Origin of the sequence: Vibrio sp. L5-1, from assembly GCF_021728315.1 — a bacterium.
GTDB classification, from domain to species: Bacteria; Pseudomonadota; Gammaproteobacteria; order Enterobacterales; family Vibrionaceae; genus Vibrio; species Vibrio splendidus_K.
In genome coordinates this window covers 1-20,713 of record NZ_JAKKCQ010000013.1, presented here as the reverse complement: position 1 = coordinate 20,713, position 20,713 = coordinate 1, and the positions used below count along the sequence as shown (strand labels likewise).

At 40.7% G+C, this 20,713-nt stretch carries 10 protein-coding genes and 4 pseudogenes; 7 read left to right on the top strand and 7 right to left on the bottom strand.

Annotated features, from left to right (window positions below):
- Positions 1–184: 184 nt before the first annotated feature.
- A complete protein-coding gene (locus L3V35_RS23815; RefSeq protein WP_237300748.1) occupies positions 185–775 on the bottom strand; it encodes a winged helix-turn-helix domain-containing protein in 591 nt (196 codons plus the stop codon).
- Between the two features lie 1,449 nt (positions 776–2,224).
- On the opposite strand from L3V35_RS23815, the gene L3V35_RS23810 reads away from it, so the two are divergent.
- Positions 2,225–6,499 (top strand): beta-prism lectin domain-containing protein, encoded by a 4,275-nt coding sequence (locus tag L3V35_RS23810; protein ID WP_237300747.1) that lies wholly within the window; start codon positions 2,225–2,227, stop codon positions 6,497–6,499.
- A 119-nt stretch (positions 6,500–6,618) separates the two neighbouring features.
- Here L3V35_RS23810 and L3V35_RS23805 read toward each other — a convergent pair whose 3' ends face one another.
- Together L3V35_RS23805 and L3V35_RS23800 are read right to left on the bottom strand one after the other, a co-directional pair.
- Complete coding sequence (locus tag L3V35_RS23805; RefSeq protein WP_237300746.1) at positions 6,619–7,791, bottom strand: YbfB/YjiJ family MFS transporter; 1,173 nt, start codon at positions 7,789–7,791, stop codon at positions 6,619–6,621.
- A 19-nt stretch (positions 7,792–7,810) separates the two neighbouring features.
- A complete protein-coding gene (locus L3V35_RS23800; RefSeq protein ID WP_237300745.1) occupies positions 7,811–9,607 on the bottom strand; it encodes an FAD/NAD(P)-binding protein in 1,797 nt (598 codons plus the stop codon).
- A 522-nt stretch (positions 9,608–10,129) separates the two neighbouring features.
- On the opposite strand from L3V35_RS23800, the pseudogene L3V35_RS23795 reads away from it, so the two are divergent.
- Positions 10,130–10,261: pseudogene (locus tag L3V35_RS23795) on the top strand (GNAT family N-acetyltransferase); the annotation flags it as partial.
- 102 nt (positions 10,262–10,363) lie between these two features.
- Here the strand turns inward: L3V35_RS23795 and L3V35_RS23790 are convergent.
- Together L3V35_RS23790 and L3V35_RS23785 are read right to left on the bottom strand one after the other, a co-directional pair.
- Positions 10,364–11,374 (bottom strand): AbrB family transcriptional regulator, encoded by a 1,011-nt coding sequence (locus L3V35_RS23790; RefSeq protein ID WP_237300744.1) that lies wholly within the window; start codon positions 11,372–11,374, stop codon positions 10,364–10,366.
- A 1,496-nt stretch (positions 11,375–12,870) separates the two neighbouring features.
- The gene (locus L3V35_RS23785) at positions 12,871–14,475 is read right to left on the bottom strand and encodes a hypothetical protein (RefSeq protein ID WP_237300743.1); all 1,605 of its coding nucleotides are present in this window, start codon (positions 14,473–14,475) and stop codon (positions 12,871–12,873) included.
- A gap of 473 nt (positions 14,476–14,948) precedes the next feature.
- Here L3V35_RS23785 and L3V35_RS23780 point away from each other — a divergent pair.
- The 5 genes and pseudogenes from L3V35_RS23780 (at position 14,949) to L3V35_RS23760 (ending at position 18,695) form a co-directional block, all read left to right on the top strand.
- Positions 14,949–15,869: pseudogene (locus L3V35_RS23780) on the top strand (IS5 family transposase).
- A gap of 150 nt (positions 15,870–16,019) precedes the next feature.
- The gene (locus tag L3V35_RS23775; protein WP_171388289.1) at positions 16,020–16,241 is read left to right on the top strand and encodes a hypothetical protein; all 222 of its coding nucleotides are present in this window, start codon (positions 16,020–16,022) and stop codon (positions 16,239–16,241) included.
- Positions 16,242–16,586: 345 nt separating this feature from the next.
- On the top strand, positions 16,587–17,003 hold the full coding sequence (locus tag L3V35_RS23770; protein ID WP_171388290.1) for a GFA family protein: 417 nt from the start codon (positions 16,587–16,589) through the stop codon (positions 17,001–17,003).
- Between the two features lie 148 nt (positions 17,004–17,151).
- A pseudogene (locus L3V35_RS23765) lies at positions 17,152–17,788 on the top strand (IS6 family transposase); the annotation flags it as partial.
- Positions 17,789–17,975: 187 nt separating this feature from the next.
- Entirely contained in the window at positions 17,976–18,695 is a 720-nt protein-coding gene (locus L3V35_RS23760) for an endonuclease (protein ID WP_171388291.1), read from the top strand.
- Positions 18,696–19,627: 932 nt separating this feature from the next.
- On the opposite strand, the gene L3V35_RS23755 is transcribed toward L3V35_RS23760, so the two are convergent.
- Both L3V35_RS23755 and L3V35_RS23750 read right to left on the bottom strand, forming a co-directional pair.
- On the bottom strand, positions 19,628–20,200 hold the full coding sequence (locus L3V35_RS23755) for a DUF2913 family protein (protein WP_237300742.1): 573 nt from the start codon (positions 20,198–20,200) through the stop codon (positions 19,628–19,630).
- A gap of 310 nt (positions 20,201–20,510) precedes the next feature.
- A pseudogene (locus L3V35_RS23750) lies at positions 20,511–20,713 on the bottom strand (hypothetical protein); the annotation flags it as partial.

Here is a 20,713-nt window from a genome sequence, read left to right as displayed (position 1 = left end):
AGAGTAGGACTGTGCCTTAGTATATAGGTGTCATTAACTATAAAATTATTTTGAAAAATTTTTTACCTTGTTGTTAGAGAGTGATAAAGGGTTGTACGATTTACTTAATTACCTTAAATAAATCGTACACTAGAGCCAGTGATTATATGTTGTACTCTTTAGCATAATTATAAATGACGAGAGATTATGGAACCGTCTGAGAGGCTGCGGTAAAAGCGACTTGTTTTTCAGAAGATGTTAAGATTAATTCTAGTTCATCTTTTTTAGTTAAACATATTTGACTAGATTGATTATTGACATTTACATTGACAATCTCAAATTCATGCCAGAAAGAGAAATAACCACCTATTATTATTGTAATTAAGATCGTTGAATAAATACTCCAAAATGCGTATTTAGGGTAGTGATTTAATTTTATCTGTTTAGGTAAGTCTAGCGAAGCTTCAGATTCAGGGATATTAAGTTTGTAACCTTTTCTTGGAATATTAACGATTTTGATATTATCAAGTTTTAAGACTTTTCTTAGATTAGTAATCGCAACTGGTAAAGAGTTGGAACCAATGATATCCGGGCTCCCCCAAGCGGAAATGACCAACTCTTCTTTGGTAGAGATGAGCTTATCATTCTTAATGAGAGTCTCAAGTATACAACTCTCAGGTGCTGTGATAGAAAATGATTTTTTATTACTAAGAATTAATTCTGCGCCTGATTCATTACGTTGTAATAAACAGTTTCCAATAGAGGCGTTTAAGTTTTCAAGTTTTGGTCGTAGCATAACTTTACCATCTAATATGACATCATCAGTGAAATTCGAAGTTAGTTCCCCCCGTCTTTTGATGATGATTTCAAGTTATCAACAAGGAGATGAATGTAGATTATAATTTATTTGGCATAAATGTAGGCTAAATAACCATAGATTATAATGCTAAATACTTACACTCCAATTAGTTATTAGAGGTTTCTGAGTTGTTTTTTATTGATGGATCAAGGATATACCAAGACATTCTCGGGGAGATAAAGAAGTAAAAAGGGCTAAGTTTCATCATTTTAATCTCCTTTCTTCGTGTGACAATAATATTTAAATTAATACATATATAGGTACTAATCAAGAGACATTATTCTATTTTTTATAAAAAATAAATATAGAGTAATTGCTTGGTTTCGGCACGATTTAATGAGTTTTTATACAAATCAGTGAAGAGAGAGCCGGACACAGGTGAAGTTCTACGATTACATCAGGGTCACTGAAACTTCTAAAGGTTTTTTATCAAGCGTGGAAGTCGCTCATTTTGATGAAAATGGCAGCTCGATACTTGGCAAGATGTGAATAATTTATTATTTAATTAGTTTTTGTGACGATAATCAAGTAAAAGGTTCCGATACGCAGTGAATGTAGTTGTTTAACTCCTCACCTGACAACTACATTCGTATATTGGAGAAAATTTAGCTTGAGGTTACATTTGCTTGCAGAATTCCTGAACTATTCTTGAACAGACCATTGAGGTATCTTTGACCTTTATAATTGAAGGCAACTACAACCCCATTATAATTAGTACCATTTTTAGCTAAATCAGTACAACCTGTTGCTTCAGCATTAACAACGTTATAGTAAAAATTAGATTTCGTTGCAGTGCCGCTGATTGTACATTCTCCATTGATGATAAAATACCCGTCTTCTTGTAGAAGCCAAGTTGAACCATCATCAGAATTTGTATGCGTTCTAGAAAATGAACGAATATATTTAGCTCATACTAATGGGACTGTTATTCATCCTAGCATCAAACCTACGAGAGTAGGTTGTTTATAATTGATTACTATAACAGTACTTTCTCTCTGCAGAAGCTATGAGGAAGTGCTGTTTTCTTGGAAATCTTTATATTCTAAATCTTTTTTGCTGATTTCCCATGTTTTATAGGTTGGGTTATCGCTTACTACCTCGCTCCCTTCCGGTAAGAATTGCAGCCGCTTGACCAATAATGCGCCTTCAAATCGAAGAAATAGTCCGTCTCACCGAATACCACTCAGAATGATAGATGCCGCCTTATTTGGCGATATCTGTGTCGATATTAGGAATTCAATGATTTGAAGACGCTTACGAGAAAACTAAGATTTATGATAAAGAGACATAATTATGTATAAATTATGTCTCTTTATTTGTTCGCTATTCTAATTTCATTATCAATAAAGTTATGTTATTCGCCCTACGGGGAAGCTGGAGGGACATATGGTTATTGAACGCAGATTTCTCTTAGGAACAAAGACGTTTCTTGGGATATTTTTTTTGGTATTCAGCACTATTTCTTCAGCGTTTCAGCCTCCGAACGAAAGGTTTTTTCACTATGAATTTGGCAGAACTGATGCCAAATACGCAGTCAATGTTGAGATGAGTAAGCTCAATGAGTTGTCAATTCGTCACGGGGCCGCGATTGATGGATTTGTTTACACTTATGACTCTGAAGAAAAAATCTATCAGATCGGTGGTGAGGGCGGCATCATTTCGTCCTTAGATACCGCTGGTTTAAATAAAATGGTCATATATAGCGGCAACTTTTATTGGGGAAGTGCTGATGAACCATCGATAGTAAAAATCGAATTTCATTATAACAACGGAGATAAAAAATCCTTTGGCAGTTCTGATTTTTCGTCCAACATTGTCAAAAGTGAACACGAGATTCAACCAGATTTAATTAGTATCTCATTCTGGTCTAATGGCTGGCTTATTGATGGCCTCAGATTTAACTATCCCCGGTTAGACAGTGCCCCTCCAAGTGACGATTTTTCTGAAAATTTTCCTCAGTTAAAAATAAAAAGAGCACTTAGTCAGGCTGGCGAGGGTTTTTTGTATGCAGTTATGCCGACCTCAAAACGGATTGGTTTATTGACCTACGATGGGACAACGATCATTGATGTGCCAACGCACGAGCTAAATTACGATCGTCTGACCATTCTTGAGTGTGGGAGCCATAACGGTTTTGTTACTCGCCCAGCAGTGCAAAACCATGAAAACGTCTTAGGTTTCACTGGCTATGAAAGCCTGGATGACTCATGCCATTTGGCCAAAAACAGCGAGTTTAAATGGTTTGCAGGCAATTCATCGGAGCTCAATTCGTGGTATTCGGATAGCTTGCAAGGGGAGCCCCAATGTTACTCTATAGATGGAGAACTCTGTGTCACTCAGCTTGATTACACCCAGCAGCACGAGATTACTAATCCTTTCATTTTGCAAAACATGGGAACCAATGCCAATCGGATTGCGGGATATCTTAGCAACATCAATCAATTAATTCTTAAATTCGATGGGAATCTTCAAGGGACAGGAACCTTAGCGAGTCTAGTGCTACCCGAAGCCTTCGAACAGACTATGACCTATTCCGTATCAAATAATTCACAAGCTTATATACAGGCTTTAGCATCTAACGGGCAAGCCCTGTTCATCCCACCAGGAACAAGTGCGGGTGAGACTTACACACATCGTTCACCTATCGAACAAGGCAAGCGCGTCATTGTGGATGTTAGCTTGACGGAGTCACCAGTGACAGTCTATTTACCCAACGGGAAAGTCCATCGACTTTCGACTGGAGATAGGAAAATCTGGACCTTCCTTGGCGGCGAGTGGTTTGAGGAAGGACGTAATATTAATGACTATCCAGACATTGTCCGTCGTGCTCGGCCCGTCACTTGCAATCAAACCTTAATCGATATACCCGGGCACTGGTGTGCCAAAGCGACCTCATTGGGACAAACATTCCGCCACCAGACAGTGCAAGCCAACATCGACGCTACATTGAGCAATATGGAGACCCTTTTCACGACGATGGAAGCCTATGAAGCGAAAAGGATTAAAGACATTTACCTACCGCGCATCTCGTCCTTACAAGAACGTGTCGCCAGTAAAAAACGTGATAAGAGGGAGCAATGTGCGTGGGCGTGGGTATGGTGGATGGCGGTAGCATGTGGCGTCACTTCCGATGAGTATAATGATTTACGAGATGCACTTGACGCTCTCAATCAAGAGTATGAAGCGACTCTAGAATCATCCCGGGAAAAAGTGCAACTGGCGCGTGGGAGCCGTTGGCATAAATTACATGAAACATGGGCTCAGAATGATGGAACCCATTTTGCGGGTCTACTTCTGGAAGAAAGTAAGACCTTAGATGACCTTAAAACACTTAAAGCGGGCTACGATAAAAGCGCGCAACAAGCCAAAACGGATTATCAGGCTGCAATGACGAAGTACCTTAATGATGCCAGCCCGGAGCATGTTCTGTTGAAGACGATTGAAGATCTGCCACTAGTTGGCCCAGAAATCAAACACATTGTCGATTATGCTCGCCACCCTTCTGCGAAAAATCTCAGACGCATGTTATTGGGGTTAGCGGGTCCAGTGGGAGAAGCAGTCGAAGGGGTGGTCGAGCTCACCACTGAACCAGGGACGTTAAACCAAAAGGAAATAAAGTTTCTGACCGACGTGCTGACTGATTTAAGTAATGACTCAACTATTGGCGAAGGTTTACAAGACGTCGTGTCCGATGCCATCAATGATTTAGGCGATGAGGTGATTGAGAGCATTCGTCAAGCGGGCCTGTGGCGAGATAAACCGGGTGAAGTAAACCTTATCCAGTCTGACTATCAAAATCTGGTTGACTGGCGTTCTCAAGCTCAACGTATTAACTATGACTTCTGGCAAGGCGATAGTGAGCAGGAAATCAATGTCCAGCAAAAGTTTACGCCTCAGAATAGCAACTTCGCTTCGTTCTTAGCCGCCCCGACGGTCTTTGATTCGAATTCTCTGACTGAGATTGAGTATGCGAGTGGCGGCAGCCTCTTCGCCACAAAACTGGCGAACATTTTCAATCATTCTTTTGGAACAGGATATGAAGATGTGGCTAAATCCAACCCTGCTTATACATCATGGACACGCGATCAGGTCACCAACGAATTGTATAAAGTCATTGCTGACCCAGCGTACTATCAGCAGCGCCAACCCTATTGGGTGGATTCTACAGCCATAGGAAAGCGTCCTGCCGGTCTGGTCTTTACCGATCAACACGCGATGATCGTTATGAATTCTGATCTGGTATCACGCAACAGTGCGGATTTTTATAAATTTTATTTCGAAGAATTGGGTCATTTGGTCAATTGGTGGCGTTGTAAAATTTTTGAGGTTAACGTCAGTCAGTGCCAATCACCGGGAGATGCTGGCGCGCGTTTTAGGGATGCGGTTCTGATTGACCCATCGCTCCATACCGCTGCGTTGCCGTCCTTGCTGGCTGACTTACCTCAGCATCCTAATGTCGACAAACAAACAATACAATTTGCTGATAACAGCTTTGCGACGTTGGAGGGCTGGCCGGACTACTACACCGTCAATGAGCACATTGGTGGTAATGGCAAATTTTCCTGGCTGTTGCGCTTAGGGCTGGATGTGTCTAGTCAGGATCTCAGGGGATTGGTTGATGTATTTGAGCTGGAAGTGATTATCAATGCCCCAAGCCCAGCACTGAAAGGCAATCCGTGGAAAAAATCGGCTAACGGCTACTGCAAAACCGATACAGACACTGACTGTAATATGCCAACGATGTGGATGTCGGTTGCTTTCCGAGATGCATTAAAGGTGGTCAGCGGGAGTATGCCACAATTTAAAGACGCGAAGGCATCACAAGCTGGCTTTGATATTCTGCCAATGCTGGTGAGAAAGCATGGCGGTAAGCTGCCATTTCAGCTCACGTCGGTCAACAGTACCGACTGGCGCTACATGGGCTCACACGATATCTATTACAAAAAATTTACCGGCAGCCTGGTAGCAAGACTGAATTTGTGGAAAACGCAAAAAGTGATGAGAGGTAAGACGCCGGGCACTACTTTCAAACCGGAGATATCATTAAAAGCGACCCCCGCCTCTGGGAGTTATGTTGTTGAAATTGCGACCAAGGATAAGGAAGATTTTGCGGCTTGGTTGGCCGGAGATATCGTATCTTCAGTGGCAGGATGCGCTGTAGGTTTTGTGGTGGGAGTGATAGCCGAAAGAGACCCGGTGACGCTGTGTCATGCTCTGTCAGATATCACCGAAGCGGTAGAGACGGCTTTTCAGGGATTGGACAAGCGCCCGACTATGTTCTTTGAAGCCGACGGTAATATCACCTTACCAGTATCGCTCGAATATCGATACGCGACAAGCGGTGATAAGATCCGCAGGAGAACCGCGACAGAGGCTCCTTCAGGGCGAGTCCAATACAGCGAAGATGGGCGAGCTCACTACTTGGTGGGAGAGGCACCCGGTTCTATTCCAGAGGAAGACATCAGTCACAATCGGGTCAGTATCACCACCAATCCACAGACTTCTTCTTTTCGAACCAAAGCTGGGAAAGCTTTCTCTAAACTGGGAGCCAAGTCGATTAACCCAGTTGGGGTTTTTCGATTTAGGGTTGGCTTTGATTATGCCGAAAAGGTGATACAGAAAGGAGCGTACGCTTTGCCGTCTGCTGTGATAGAAGACTGAGAGCGATAAAAGTTATTACGTCTGACGTATAATACCAAGGTCGTCCAACTCTAGAAAAAAATGGGGGAGAGTTTCATGATCGATTTCTTTTTTAACTGATCGTTTGAGCAGTGTTATGGTTACTTTTTGGTTGATGTAAATGTAATGCAGACTATCGATAAAATGAGTGCGCTCGCACTGATTATAAATAGGGCGTTATAGCTGTTGAGTTGTGGGGCATAATGAGCCATCACAACGGCACCTACGCCTTGCGATATAGCAAAGGCCATTGTCATTGCCCCCCAAAATTTCGTATGGAGTTGTGTCCCAACAATTTCTAAGGTGTAAGTTGATACGAGTGTTACGGTGCCAGGGGTAAACATACCAACGAGTAGAGATGAAGCAAAAAGTGCAATCATATTGGTATTTAGCAAGGGAAGTGCTACCCCTATAGCTTTACACGAAAAAGCCACCAATAGTGCTTTTTTAAGTCCGAACTTATCACCTAATATACCGGTCACGATTGGTCCAACCGCAGCTCCTATACCAAAGACTGCCCAATAAAAACCCCCGCTCGCGAAACTCATTCCTAGCTCACGAACAAGATAATCGACCCAAAAGAGAGAATGCGGTAGGTAACCAATGGCGTTAAAGGCATAAGCTAAAAGTACACAGCTAATACTTACACGCTCATATTTAGATAAGGCACTCAATCTAGAGGGACTTTGAGCGCCGTGATTTGGTTTAACCTCGAGAGACCATGTGTTCCATGTTAAGACAGTCGCGAGGAAAGCGATCGCTCCTATACCAAGCCATGCGCTTTCGACACTTTGAGAGATAAGTAGAGGTGTGAACGTGCCTGAAATCATCGCACCCAAACCAATTCCTGAAAACACTACGCCACTGATTCTTGCTTTCATATCTTGGGGGTGAAGGCGAACGATCATTGGTGGGACGAGTACCATAAGAACAGCTCCCGATATTCCAGCGATGGTTCTCAATGTCAAAAACCATTCAAAGGGAGCAGAATTCAAAGCACAGCCAAGGTAACTAAAGCTACTTAATAACAGAGAGGCACGTATGAGTGTAGCTATTGAGTAATATGTCTGTAAAAAACTTGAAGCAGGGGGCCCTAAGATATAACCAATGAGCGTTGCAGCGCCAAGAATGGAGGCATCTTCGCTTGAGAACCAACGGTTTTGAATGAGCACAGGCATTAAGGCTATGTAGGCAAAGCGTCCAATGCCATTCCCGACTAATATTGCAACTAGCCCTGCGAAAGAGGTGCGGTTTAATAGTTTAACTTGTGACATCTTCATCTTAAGCCTGGGCCTAAGACAACTGTTTAAAGAGAGCCCGGACCGACCTACCTGCATCGACAAGCGCCGTAGAGTTAACACCAGGTCTAGGTATGATAAAGGTGTAAAATTTATTGCCTTCTGTCGGAATGCCCAGCGCCCAAATGTTATTTTGCTCGATTCCGTTTGCATCGATCACATTCATGTTTGGTGTTACATCAATCCCACCGGGATGATAATTTCCATTGAAGTAAAGCCTTGTATATTGTTTAGCTAAAAGGTTTTTCCAGAGCTCAGTCCCATCGTCTTCCGGGCTGTGTATTGTGATCTTTCCATGAATTTTTATGTTGGCTTGTTCTTGTAGTTCAGGCCACATTGTTGATTTGAGAGTGAACAAGTTTGTATTCGAACTATGTCTTACGTCTGGCGAAGGACCAAGATTTAACTTGAGTACACCACTTTTTAGCAAAGCGACCATCTCTTCTATTCTTTCTTTTGGTGGACCTACGGCGAGCCGGTTCATCAAAGGAATAAACACAGAATCAACCCAACGATGTGATTCTTCCGTCAGGCCTTTAAAGTCGATAACACTTCGAATGAGATCTCTTAAGTCACGTAATACGTCGCTAGCCGATTTTATTGGGCTACTGAGGTTCCCTTTTTTAGCTTCTTTAATATCGGCTTCAAGGAAATCTATCAGCCAAGCAATATAGACGTCTGGAGAGGCAAGCGCGTAGCTTGGGACTGGTGCGGTAAGTTTCTCCCAACTAAACCTATCTTCAATCGAAATGGTTTTAGCAACGAGCACTTTCTGTTCATTCAGTCGTGAGTATAGAAACTGGTTACAAAATTTTTGGGCCGCAATAAGCCCTTTCTTTTGGCTTAGGTAGCTTTCGTAGTACGCATACTCCATGTCTTTTATAAGCAAAGGCAGTATGTCTTTTATAAAACTGACGTCCCCTCGTTCTCTAAAGTTGGCGACCTTCTCAGGTGTTAGAAACTTAGCATGGTACTGCTTAGATGTTCCTTTTTGGTTTTCCGCTCTTCCGGACAAAGGCAGACCAGAGCGTGAATAGGCGATGATTTTGGGCTCATTTCCAGAAGGTAAATATTGAAGGCAACCTTTTTGAGGGCGGATGAATTCTCCGCCACGCCCAATCGACAACTCTGCCAGAATGTCACAAGCCGTTAATCCGAGCCCTTGGAGAGCGACCGTTTGATTTGAAGTGATATTTTTTAGTTTTTCTTTTAATGGGTATGGATTAAAAATTTCTTGGGCAGTATCAGGGTTTATATATTTGGCTTTCGTGTGCCCTGTAGTTAAGTAGAGGTATTCAACATTGGTGATAAGGCTTCGGTCATCAAGCAAATTCCAAGAGTTATCATCTAATTTGGTGATATCAATAATTTCAGAAGGTACATAGTCGATCGTGATATGTGAAAAGGACATATCAACAAGGTAGTGAAATACCCAATTCAGATACTCACCAAAAAGAGCACGAGAATAGTATTCGTTCGGCAATATTGTTTTAGGACTTAGCTCATCTTTGGGTCTTTCGCACAACCATTGATAAAAATTAGGCCCTGAAATTATATTTTTAGCTTCACTCACACTCTCATCAGCGAACATAGTGATTTGAGAGCTGACTGTATTTACGAGTAAATGATTCGGTTGTTTGACATTATGACACCCAGAGCCTGGAAGGTTTGGGTCAAATACTTTTATATCTAATGGTTGATGGGGGGGATCTATTGAGAGGGCTATTATACGCTCTAAAACGCTTAGTCCTCGAGGGCCAATACCAATGATGCCAATCGTACTATTTTTCATAAGGAGCCTTGTTGATTAAAGATGTCACGGTGAGCCTGATTTAAACCTCGGATAATTTCGAGCAAATGGCCTATTTTCATCAGCGTCGGGGTCATATTCTACCCCATCAAATCTTTAGGCTAACAGCGTAAGAATAGAAACACATCGAAGTAATAATAATTTATGCCCCTTGCTCTTGAGTTTCTCTCAAAATTATTCGGTCGGTAGTGATCAATTCAACGAAGTTGCACTTAATCTGAACAAAAATTTAGACATAAAACCTCTCGGTGGCTTCTTTCGTTATTAATACCTTCGAGGCTCCTAACTGACATAAATGGCATGGTGCCGATGAGGAGGTTGAATGGCTTAGATATGAAGTGGGTTTTTGGGAATGGTGATTAAAATGTTTTTTGGAATAACATAAGTGCACCAAACTTTATGACTAGGGTTTTGGTGAGTCACACTTGGAGTTCTGTAAATAAGTGTGAGTTACGACACCAAAGTTAAAATACCTAAGGTGGCGAGTAAACCAAGGGAAGCAACTCTTGGTTAAGGCTTCATGAACACACGAATTATGGTGTTGCTGTTGAACAGGTCGATGAGCTTTATATAAAACCAATGAGTGCAAAGGAATGGGGAAGTGGTCATATTGATTGGCTTGGCTATATGAATTGACCCCAAAGGCTCGCATGCGTTTACAGAGTTCAGGTTACTTGGACTAACCTAGGAGAATAGCGTTAATATTAACCGAGGTTTTTTAATGAAACTAAGCCAATGTCACCTTTCATAATTGCTTCGTAAATGTTTATAAACATTGGAGCAGAGAGGAATAGAATGAAGGATTATCATGCGAATGATATGACTAAGCATAATTAGTGCAGGCTCTAGCCCAAGATAAATAGCAGCAACAGTCATAGACTCAACACTGCCTGGAACCCATGACATCAAGAGTACTAGGAACTCCTTATCAATTAGCTTACTGAATATATAAGCAAAACTAACCGTTACTGTAAGACTTAACGTTGTAGCAATGATCCCTGCTCGCGCATAAGAGAAGACATCTGCACCGGTTATATCTTTTAGACGGATCCCTATCAATGCCCCTAGAGCGGATGTCGCAATAAATACAAGTTCTGTCGGGACAAGAAAATTGTATGACGGTAACCCTGCGTTTACAAACATAGTTGCTAACATTCCAGTTACCATATACGGTGCAGGAGTCCCAATTTTATCGAAAAGTAAACCTGAAAAGTAGGCGAGGAAAAGTGGGAGAAGTATGCAAAGATTGTCTAATGAAATAGCAGGTCCAGGAATTGGTGATTTGTCCGTTGAGACAAGAAGAGCGGAAGCAATGATTAAGAATATGAGTCGAACTGTGTGAGTGAAAACTACTTTACTAGAAGGCGAATTGTGCTTTTCATTAATGACAAGAACCGCGGCCATTGCTCCCGGAACCGACCCAAGTAGGCTTTCATATTTTGACCATTTCTCTCGCTTATAAAGCCAGATATAGGAGGTGAGAACTTGTGCTGACATACAAAGGACGAGTCCTATAAAAAGTAATATCGGATAACCCTTGGAAAGAGTTTGTACAGGGACGATTGAGCCCACTGTGGTCCCAAGGATTAACTGGACACCAGTCAATGTGCTTTTGGGAAGAGTTAGAGTAAACCCTGCTTTTGACGTTAATAAAAGAGCAATCAGAGCACCGAACATTGCACCTAATGGTATCCCGAAATATGTAAATAATAGCGAGCCAACCAAAGCTATGAATGAGGCTAGATACATGTTTTGGTTTCCCTCTTGTTCAGCTTGAAAGATGATAATAAAGCGGAAATTTGGTTATTAATCACATCTATGTTATTGACCATTGTCTAATAGCTGAGCAAAGTTACCGGAAAGGTAAGATGCCTCCTTGCCTGGGATAGGAACCTGATGATGGAGCCAGTTCTGCCGCTTGCAGAACTGGAGCTATGAAAATAGACAGCTCTACAATCCTGAAGGCTTATCTGCTTGGGATTAATTTTGTGCTAGCAGCCTAATTGCATCTAAAAATTAGTGCGTATGTAGTCAACCAAACTTTGCGACATAACCAGTAAGCAAGAGGACGAAGATTTATTAATTATGTTAGCGGTACTTATCATATACCCCAATGTCTTTTTTTAAATGGTCAGAAAGGTATCTCACATCGAGAGATGCATTTTTATTTTTTCTACTTTTTAACTTAATTCGAAGATAGCGTAATAGAGTCTCTAAACCTCGTTTTTTTTTGAATTGTTTTTTCTAGTTTTTTATTTATCATAGCAACGTACTCTTTTTTTATAAGAAAAACCATGATTTCAACGACTAAAGTTAATTGAATGGAAATATATTTAAATCTAGTAAATTGTTCTCCTTAGAAAGGGGATTCTAGTTAAATTTTAAATCATTATATAAATCAAAATAACGAATATGAAGGCTATTTGGTAATAATTTAAATTTAATTTATTTTCATTAAGATTTTATGATGGGATTTAGAGTTAGATACTGTCTGCGAAATGCCTCCAGTCTCTAAATGATATTTATTTTATGGGATTGCTTGATGTGATGGTGCGTTCTAGAATCTTGTCAGTACTTGGAGTATTAATTTAGATACAGCGCGTGGTAAAATTTACACCACAACCCCTTCCAATAGAGGGGTAGGTTTTATCTAATAGTTATCTGTAAGAATATAAAATGTTATTGAATCATCAGCGAAAAATAGATAAGTGCGATGTAATAGGGTGGAGGCTATTTATAGTGTAAGTTTTTAAACGTTAATCTTGATGTTTGAGGTGATTTTTTAGAAAAGAATGCCGCTCCAGACGACATTCTTAGTCTATTTTTTTGTTAATCAATGGATAATCAGTTAGCGGGACTGGTAAAATATTCCCCCCTGATTTCGAGAAAATATTACCATACATTGTAGACATGTATTGATAAGACCTTAAAAAAGAGGTGGTTCGATTGAATTTAATTTCATAGTCTGTCCCGTCTTTTCTTTTAAATGCCAAGCGACCAGTTGAGCCTACGGGTATTGACGTATCTAAGTGTGGACCTTGAATGACACGTATTTTCACCTTCTTCATTTATAGCACTTACCATTATTGGACTCCCCAATTTTAGGTAAGGTATATCTTCGAAAGATAGCTGTTGACCATTTAATTCAATATTTTTGGCAAGAGTCATTGAATGATGATTTTGATTATATATGTGAGTATCTGATGTTTTGATGTTGTTGTAATCAATCTCAAGCTTATAGGTGATTAATACGATATCCTATAAACGCCATTTACTTCGATGTGCTTTAATGAAGGTGCGCCAGAGCGGTTTATTATCTCATTGCTCCCCATACTGCTTATCGCCACAAAATCTATAGCTTGGATGGGGTTGATATAATCTCTTTCGCGGCAGTCAAACGTGAACAATGATTCATGCGTTTGGTTTCCTGGCACTCCATAAATTTTGTCATCAAAAAGAACCATTGCCCGAGGTTCAGAAAAACTCAAATTACAGGTTGACCAGGCTTTTTTTCCTTTACTTCCGGGGACTTTTTCACCGTTGGAGTTAATGAATTCAACTTCTAGGTTACGGTTAGTGACATTAACGTCATTCAATAATAAACGGACGGGCAAGCCTTTATCCCTTCTCGTGTAGAGGCTATCTGCTACATTAAGGTTTAAACGTAGATCTGTGTTATCTACCTTCACTTTGTAATAATCGGGCTGATGGGGTAGGTACGAAGAAAGCTTACTCCCGTTAATCGAGACAGAGACTAAGGCGTTTTCAGACATAATAAGAAAACCGTCTTCAATCCTCCCAGCCCCGTCAGGGCTTACCTCGATTTCGACTAAGGATGTGACATCTACTCCGTTGCTTGTGATAAGTAGACGATATGGAACATCGATATGTGCTTGTAATACTTCTGGTAAAGATGGCAGGTTGACAGTGGTTTCGAACATTGTCACAAAATCGCCCAACGTTACAATTTCATAATTTAAACTCGCCGTCTCGACTATATTAGGGTGTTTAACTAAGATCTCATGACGTCCTATGTTCCTTGGATTTGACAGAAAATCGTGGAGTTCTGCCAGAGATAGTTTTTGTCCTTCAATTACATAAGTTAACAACTCCGCTCTAACAGGGTGAACCTTCCCGTCCGCGTTAATATACGAAACCAAAGGGGAGACTTTTGCCCCGACAGGCAAGAAACGCTTTTGAGGATCAGTAATTAGCTTGCTTCCACTTAACTGTTTTTGTTGTATTTTAAAATATTTCGCGTATTCCCGACCGTTCACTTGGATTTGTATTAAAAGTTCCTCTTCTTTGTCTTGAAGGTTTTCCTCGGTAGGAGTAAGGAAGATATTACCGAGGGCATCTTGTTGGACGAGTTTCCCCATCGGGGTCTTTAATTTCACATCGTTTTGCTTTAATGGGAAGCGGCTAGACATTCCTAAGGCGTAGTGATGACCTACGGTAAGGGGTACATCTTCAGTCAGCACAAGTCCCGAGTATAAATCGATGAAAGCTATGTTTAAAAATTTTGTCCCTAAGTCATTTGAATCAATTTTTAAGTGATATAAATCACCATTCCGTTTATTTTTTAGCTGCGCTTGACCATTTTTGAGCGCAACGATCTTTTTATCCTTGGTCAGTTTTACGAACTCTTTCCCTGACATGACCTCAAACTCTGGGTTCATTGCAGCAGGTATTTGAGGTTCGCTCTCCACGATTTCTGAGAAACCAACCATTTCATTTGGTGAGAGGAGTAATTCACCGGCAAATATCTTCTGCACCTCAGAGCCCGCTTTTTCTTTACAACCAAGAAGAAGCAGAAGTGAAAGACTAACAAGGGGTAATATAATTTTCATTACGTCAACCTAAATAATAAATAAAATACTTAATTTTAATTGGTCGTTCTTTAATAAAGTCAGTGAGATATAATAGCTAAGAAAACCCTAGCTCTCCTCGATAATAATTTTATTTGAAGGGGACCTCGTTCTTTTTTAATGTTATATAATTATATAAAAATTAAATAGCGTAGGTAAAAGGTGGGAAATGTGAAATTTATTGGTAATTAATTTTCATCTTGGTATTTTTATATTAAATACAGTACGTTAATGGCCCTGCCTTGAGTGGTGAGTGATAATTTATTAAATAATATAATTTATAATTAATATATTATTTACATCTAAAATAAAATCCAGCGTAAACCGAAGAGGTTCATAAAGATGCGGATCGTCTATCTGAACCTGAACTTCCCTAGGCTTTGTTGCGTAATTCAATGGAACTAAATCAAGAACCTACGATCTGCTCAGCTACCTCCATTCTCTCTCGTAGTCCTATGCCTAAGCCTCGTTACAAAACAACCAACTGGAAGCAATACAACCAATCACTCATTAACCGTGGTTCTCTGACCTTTTGGATTGATGAAGAAGCAATAAGCGGGTGGGCGCAAAGCAAACAGAATAAGCGCGGGAGGCCGCGTTGGTTCAGTGATTTAGCTATCACGACAGCACTCATGGTCAAACGAGTTTTTTCTATGCCATTGAGAGCGCTTCAAGGATTTATCGACTCGATATTTAGGCTAGCCCATGTACCGTTAAGTTGTCCGCATTACACCTGCATCAGTTGTAGAGCCAAGCAAGTTGAGGTTTCATTTAAGACTAAAACGAGAGGAGCGATACAGCATCTAGCCATTGATACTACTGGCCTTAAGGTTTATGGCGAAGGCGAATAGAAAGTCAAAAAACACGTTACGGATGGCAAGCGTAGAGTCTGGCGAAAGCTCCATATTGCCGTCGATACCAACACTCATGAGATCATTGCTGCCGAGCTAAGTTTATCGACGGTTACAGATGGAGAAGTACTCCCGAACTTACTGAAACAAACACGCCGAGGTATCCTTGAGGTGTCTGGTGATGGCACTTACGACACGAGAGCGTGTCACGCTGCTATTAAGATTAAGGGAGCCATTGCACTTATTCCCCCAAGAGAAGGGGCTGCCTTCTGGGAGCGTGGTCACCCTCGGAATCTCGCCGTGGGTTGCCAGAAATTATACGGCTCAAATAAGTATTGGAAAGAGCGGTCTGGGTACCACAAACGTTCACTCTCAGAAACAGCGATGTATCGAGTTAAAGAGTTGCTAGGAGGGAAATTGAGCTTAAGAAATTACAATGCCCAGGTGGGTGAAACTTACGCGATGATAAAAGCGTTGAACAAGCTTACTAGGTTAGGTATGCCTGAAACTTGTCGTATTGACTAAGAAATACGCGAAACGGGTTGGCTCTATCTCTAAATTTAATTACGCAACAAAGCCACTCACGCTCTGTAAACACCGTTTGTCGCAATTATAAGAACTATAGATAAAGCAGCTTTATCATGGAACTTACAATAACATCAGAAGGAAAGCGTCATGAATGGTAAGAACATAAGAATAGTTATGAGATGGATACACATAGCGTTAGCGCTATTTGTTGGTGCGGCCTTCTATTCACCCTTAGGAAGCTATGAAGCATATATTACAGCTACGCTATGGGGTCTAATACCAGCACTTGCTTTAACAGGTATTGGTATGTGGAAACAGTCGTTAGTTATGAAAGTTTTAAAGCCGATAAGCAAGAAAGCGCACCAGTAAGGTTAAATGATTACGCGAGAACCAATAGTTCTCGCGTTTGTTCTTTTGGCTGCTGGCTCATTGCTGTCCAGAAATGTTTCATAAACAGTTTGTTGTGAAGTTTAAGTCTGTAGAACTATAAAGTTACATATTAGCTACATAAAAATGGTTTTAGGCTATAATTCTCACTTAAGTTATTGAAATTAAATTTAAAATTTCCCCTTTACAGGGGGAGAGACACACTTCTCGGATTTTTCAATTCAAGTTGATTTTTATGTTTACGGTGTAATGACTTAGGTTAGACGGTAGCGTCGCTCGTTACTTAATTCGATGTTAGCTGCCATATGTTACGAGGAGGAACAATAAATGGAATATCCACTTAAAGGAGCATGTCAGTGCGGGCAAGTGACCTATGACTTATATGAAAAACCACTAATGGTTTTTGCTTGCCACTGTACAGAATGCCAAAAACTGTCTACTAGTCCATTTAGCATCACAGCAGTTGTCGATGCCGAGAAAATAGAGTTTTCTGGTCAACTGAAAAGTTGGGAGCGTTTAGCTGATAGTGGCAATCGTAATTGCGCGATGTTCTGTCCAAATTGTGGAAACAGAATTTACCATTTCAATCCGGATGCACCGGAAACAGTTAAATTAAAGCTCAAACCAACTGAGCTATCTGCAGCTGATATTTTCGAACCTCAAGCACATGTTTGGGTGAGCGAAAAGCTAGATTGGTATCAAATATCAACTAATGTAAAGGTTTTTCCTAAGCAGCCGAGCTAGCGGTGAACAAGTGTTTAAGATATTAAAATACTTTTTCTAATCTATTGAGGTTTAGTGGGTTTCGTAGCACTAACTTACTTTGGGCGGTTTTGTCGCAAACAAGGGTGGTAGGTTATGCTTACCCTCAACATTCATCGGCTTTAACATTATGACTATTAAGTTCACTGGCCGTCATTTTCCTTCTGAGATCATCCTGCAGTCCGTTAGTTACTATATTTCCTATAAGCTAAGCTATCGTGAAATAGAAGAGGTGTTAGCAGAGCGCGGAATCAATGTTGACCACTCAACCTTGAACCGTTGGGTCATTAAATATGCCCCCTTGCTTGAGTACCAGGTTCGTAAAATAAAGAAGCCTTTCGCTTCTTCGTGGCGAATGGACGAGACGTACATTAACGCCAAAGGTCAGTGGAAATATTACTCTCGAGCGGTTGATAAGTACGGTCATGTCATTGATTTTTTACTCTGTAATCGCCGTGATGAGAAAGCGGCTCGCGCCTTCTTTACCAAGGCTCGGCTATAATGGATTACCAGAAAAAGTGGTTATCGATAAGAGTGTTGCCAACGCGTTAGCGCTGCATAACATCAATGTTCAACTCTGGCTGACAGGGAAGATGCTTAACCTGATTGAAGTGCTTCAAGTTAAGTATCTGAACAACATTGTCGAGCAGAGCCATCGGAAAGTGAAAGGTAAGATGCATTAGTGCCTGGGATGGAAATCAAATGAAGGTGCAACAGCCACACTCGCTGGTGTGGAGCTGTGGTCGATGATTAAAAATGGGCAGCTCGACAACCCTGATGGTTATCGGCTCGATGGTAATCGATTGGCGCGTGATGCGCACCACTTATCGTCAAGCCATACAATTGTTAAAAAAGCCCGATCATGGCGGGTATTTGTTGTCTCGTGAAGGGGGGAGCGGTGGGACCCCCCTCAAGCCCGAGTCAAATTATAAATTTGGAAGGTAGGAAGTCAGTATGAAGAGAGCTTTTGTTACTACAGTGTTGTTATTTCCACTTTATGTCTTTGCAGGAAATAACCATATTGAATCATTCAGTACGGCTAAAAAGCAGTTAGAACAGAGTGTTTATTTCGATCATCGAAAAACATTGTATTGTAATGCCAGCTTTGATGGTCAAAAATTCATCATTCCCCCTCCTGGTTTTAAGTCGGATAAATACGAGAAGCGAGCAAAAAAAGTGGAGTGGGAACATGTCGTCCCAGCCGAAAACTTTGGCCGAACATTTATTGAATGGCGTGAAGGGGATGAGTTATGCGTCAATAGCAAAGGGCAGGCTTATAAAGGACGACGCTGCGCGAACAAAGCGAATCAAGAATACAGACTGATGCAATCTGATTTGTATAATTTGTTTCCTGCAATTGGTTCGGTTAATGCGATGCGCAGCAATTACAATTTTACGATGCTACCGAACGAACAGTCTGACTTCGGATTGTGCGCGATGAAAATTAGTGAGCGTAAAGTTGAGCCGCCGATGAGCGCTCGTGGTCGTATTGCTCGAACGTACTTGTATATGGAAGAGACTTACGCTCGTTACAATATGAGTAAGCAGCAACGTCAGTTAATGATGGCATGGGATAAGCAATTTCCTGTGAGTACCTGGGAATGTAAACGAGCTGATCGTATCGAACTTATTCAAGGTAATGTGAATACTATCTTAAAAAAACGCTGCCATTAATCTTCACGACATGATGCCAAGGTTTAGTTGTCGAATCGTATCTAACGTTATCAAAAAATACCGAGTGGTAAGGAAAAGGAAGTGCGAAGTATTTTCTTTTTGTTACTGCTGTGCAGGTAGGGCGTAGCCCGTAGGACGGCATAGAGTCCTCACATTTAGAGCTTGGAAGCGTTAGCGAGTAGTCTTTGGTTATTGTTAGCGTGTAGCTGGCGCATAATTTACTGTTCATTAACATCAATCACTTTGCCCTGTTTTTAACCGAAAGTGTTTCTTGAGGGTAGAGAGTTTGAGCGTCGCTAAAGCTTATGGATTTAAAGTGGCTGTACTGAATATCTTTGATTAATTTAGTGTTCAAACTTTTCTGAGTAAATGCACAGTAAATATGTAAGTTCTTGGTGGCTATAGAGGATAGAGCACTCTCAAGTTGAGTTTCAGTAACAATGTAAATCAAAGGGGGTGTTTCGGAATATCTCATATAACCATCAGCCTCGTAAGAGCAGATTGCTGATTACTTGTGTCTGTATAAAGAAAAAGTATAAATAGTCCTAAACTCTGATTGTGTCTCTGCATTGTAAACTGGCGTCCGTTAAGGTTTTGGGTGAATTTTTACCTTACCATTAGGATGGAAGGCTCCGTGTTACAGGTTGTTTTAATGGCGAGTATCGCTGTACATTATACTCGACCTAAATCCGGATTTGGGTGGCAAAATGAATAAGACCCTATGCGAATGTTAAAAGGTTCAGGCGTAAGCCAGAGTTGCGTATTGAAAAAACTCTACCTCGTTATGACCTACTTGGTCAGACTAGCTTTGGGGTGCGTTGTCCTATGGGAAAGCTTTCATTCAAGGTTGAAGTTGGGCATTTAGTCGGGCACCAGTCTACCCAAGGTAAAACCGAGAAATAGAAGGGCCCTCTTTAATTGCATAATCGTTATCACTCTCGATGCAATAAAAGGTGAATGACTTCATCTTCATGGTCAACTTCTACGCGATAAAAGCCTTTGGCTTGCAGCGCTTCAATTAACGCTTCCAACCGATGGGTTTTCACCTTCATTGGCAGTGGTTTAATTTGGTTATTATCTTCATCAAACCCCTGCTCTATACTTTTTTCTTTCATGTAAAGCGTATCCCGCTCCATTTCTTTTTCGAGATTTTCTAACATAGATGGAAACTGATGCTGCTCAAATAATTCCGTTAACATGATATAGAGTTCATCAGCCTGCGAAAATTTGGCTTGATACTCGAGGTTCATTTGATTGGCATTCCATAGTTTTTCTTCAAGGTTACCTGTTGCACTACGGCCAATGCTGAGCATGGTCTTTAGCTCATTTTTACATATCGAAAACTGAGGGTGTTTTATTTTTGGTTTGATGAATTTTACCAAAAATTCATTTCTTCTTTTCGCTGTCCAATATCCCCCTTGCTGACTTATCGTTAAATACAGGGCGAGAAGCGCATTCGTCACGATCTCATCAAAGGCTTGATAATGTTTAAGGTTTCGACTCATGAATATATTCTTTCTATTTAACGGAAGTTTTAGTTTATTAAAAAAGTGTTGTTAATCTTTTCAAAAGGGGATTTTTGTCAGTCTTTTCAACTAGAAACTCATAATTTAAAAGTCACCATGCTCCTCTCGGACTGAATCTTTAAAGCCCTAATCTAAAACGAGATAGCTCTAAACTCTGAATACCGTCACATCACTTCGTTATCCTAGAGAGCTTTTTTACGGTCTTTAATTGCGTGAGATAAACAGGGGCCAGATTGACTGTAAACTGGCTAAAAATGTCAGGATTAAGCCTCTTTTTTTAAACACAGGCTCAATAGAAAGCAAGAGATCTCAAATATTTGTTTAGTTGATTGATATTGTTGATTTTTCTTGTTCGTTTTTCCAATGAAACTATCGAATCATCGATCATTTCAATATACTTTTCCATTTTGGCTTGTGTCTTCTTCTTGCTTGGTGCTGAGAATTGTCTCCAGACTTGAGACTTAAATCCTTGTTGATTAAATATGTCACGGT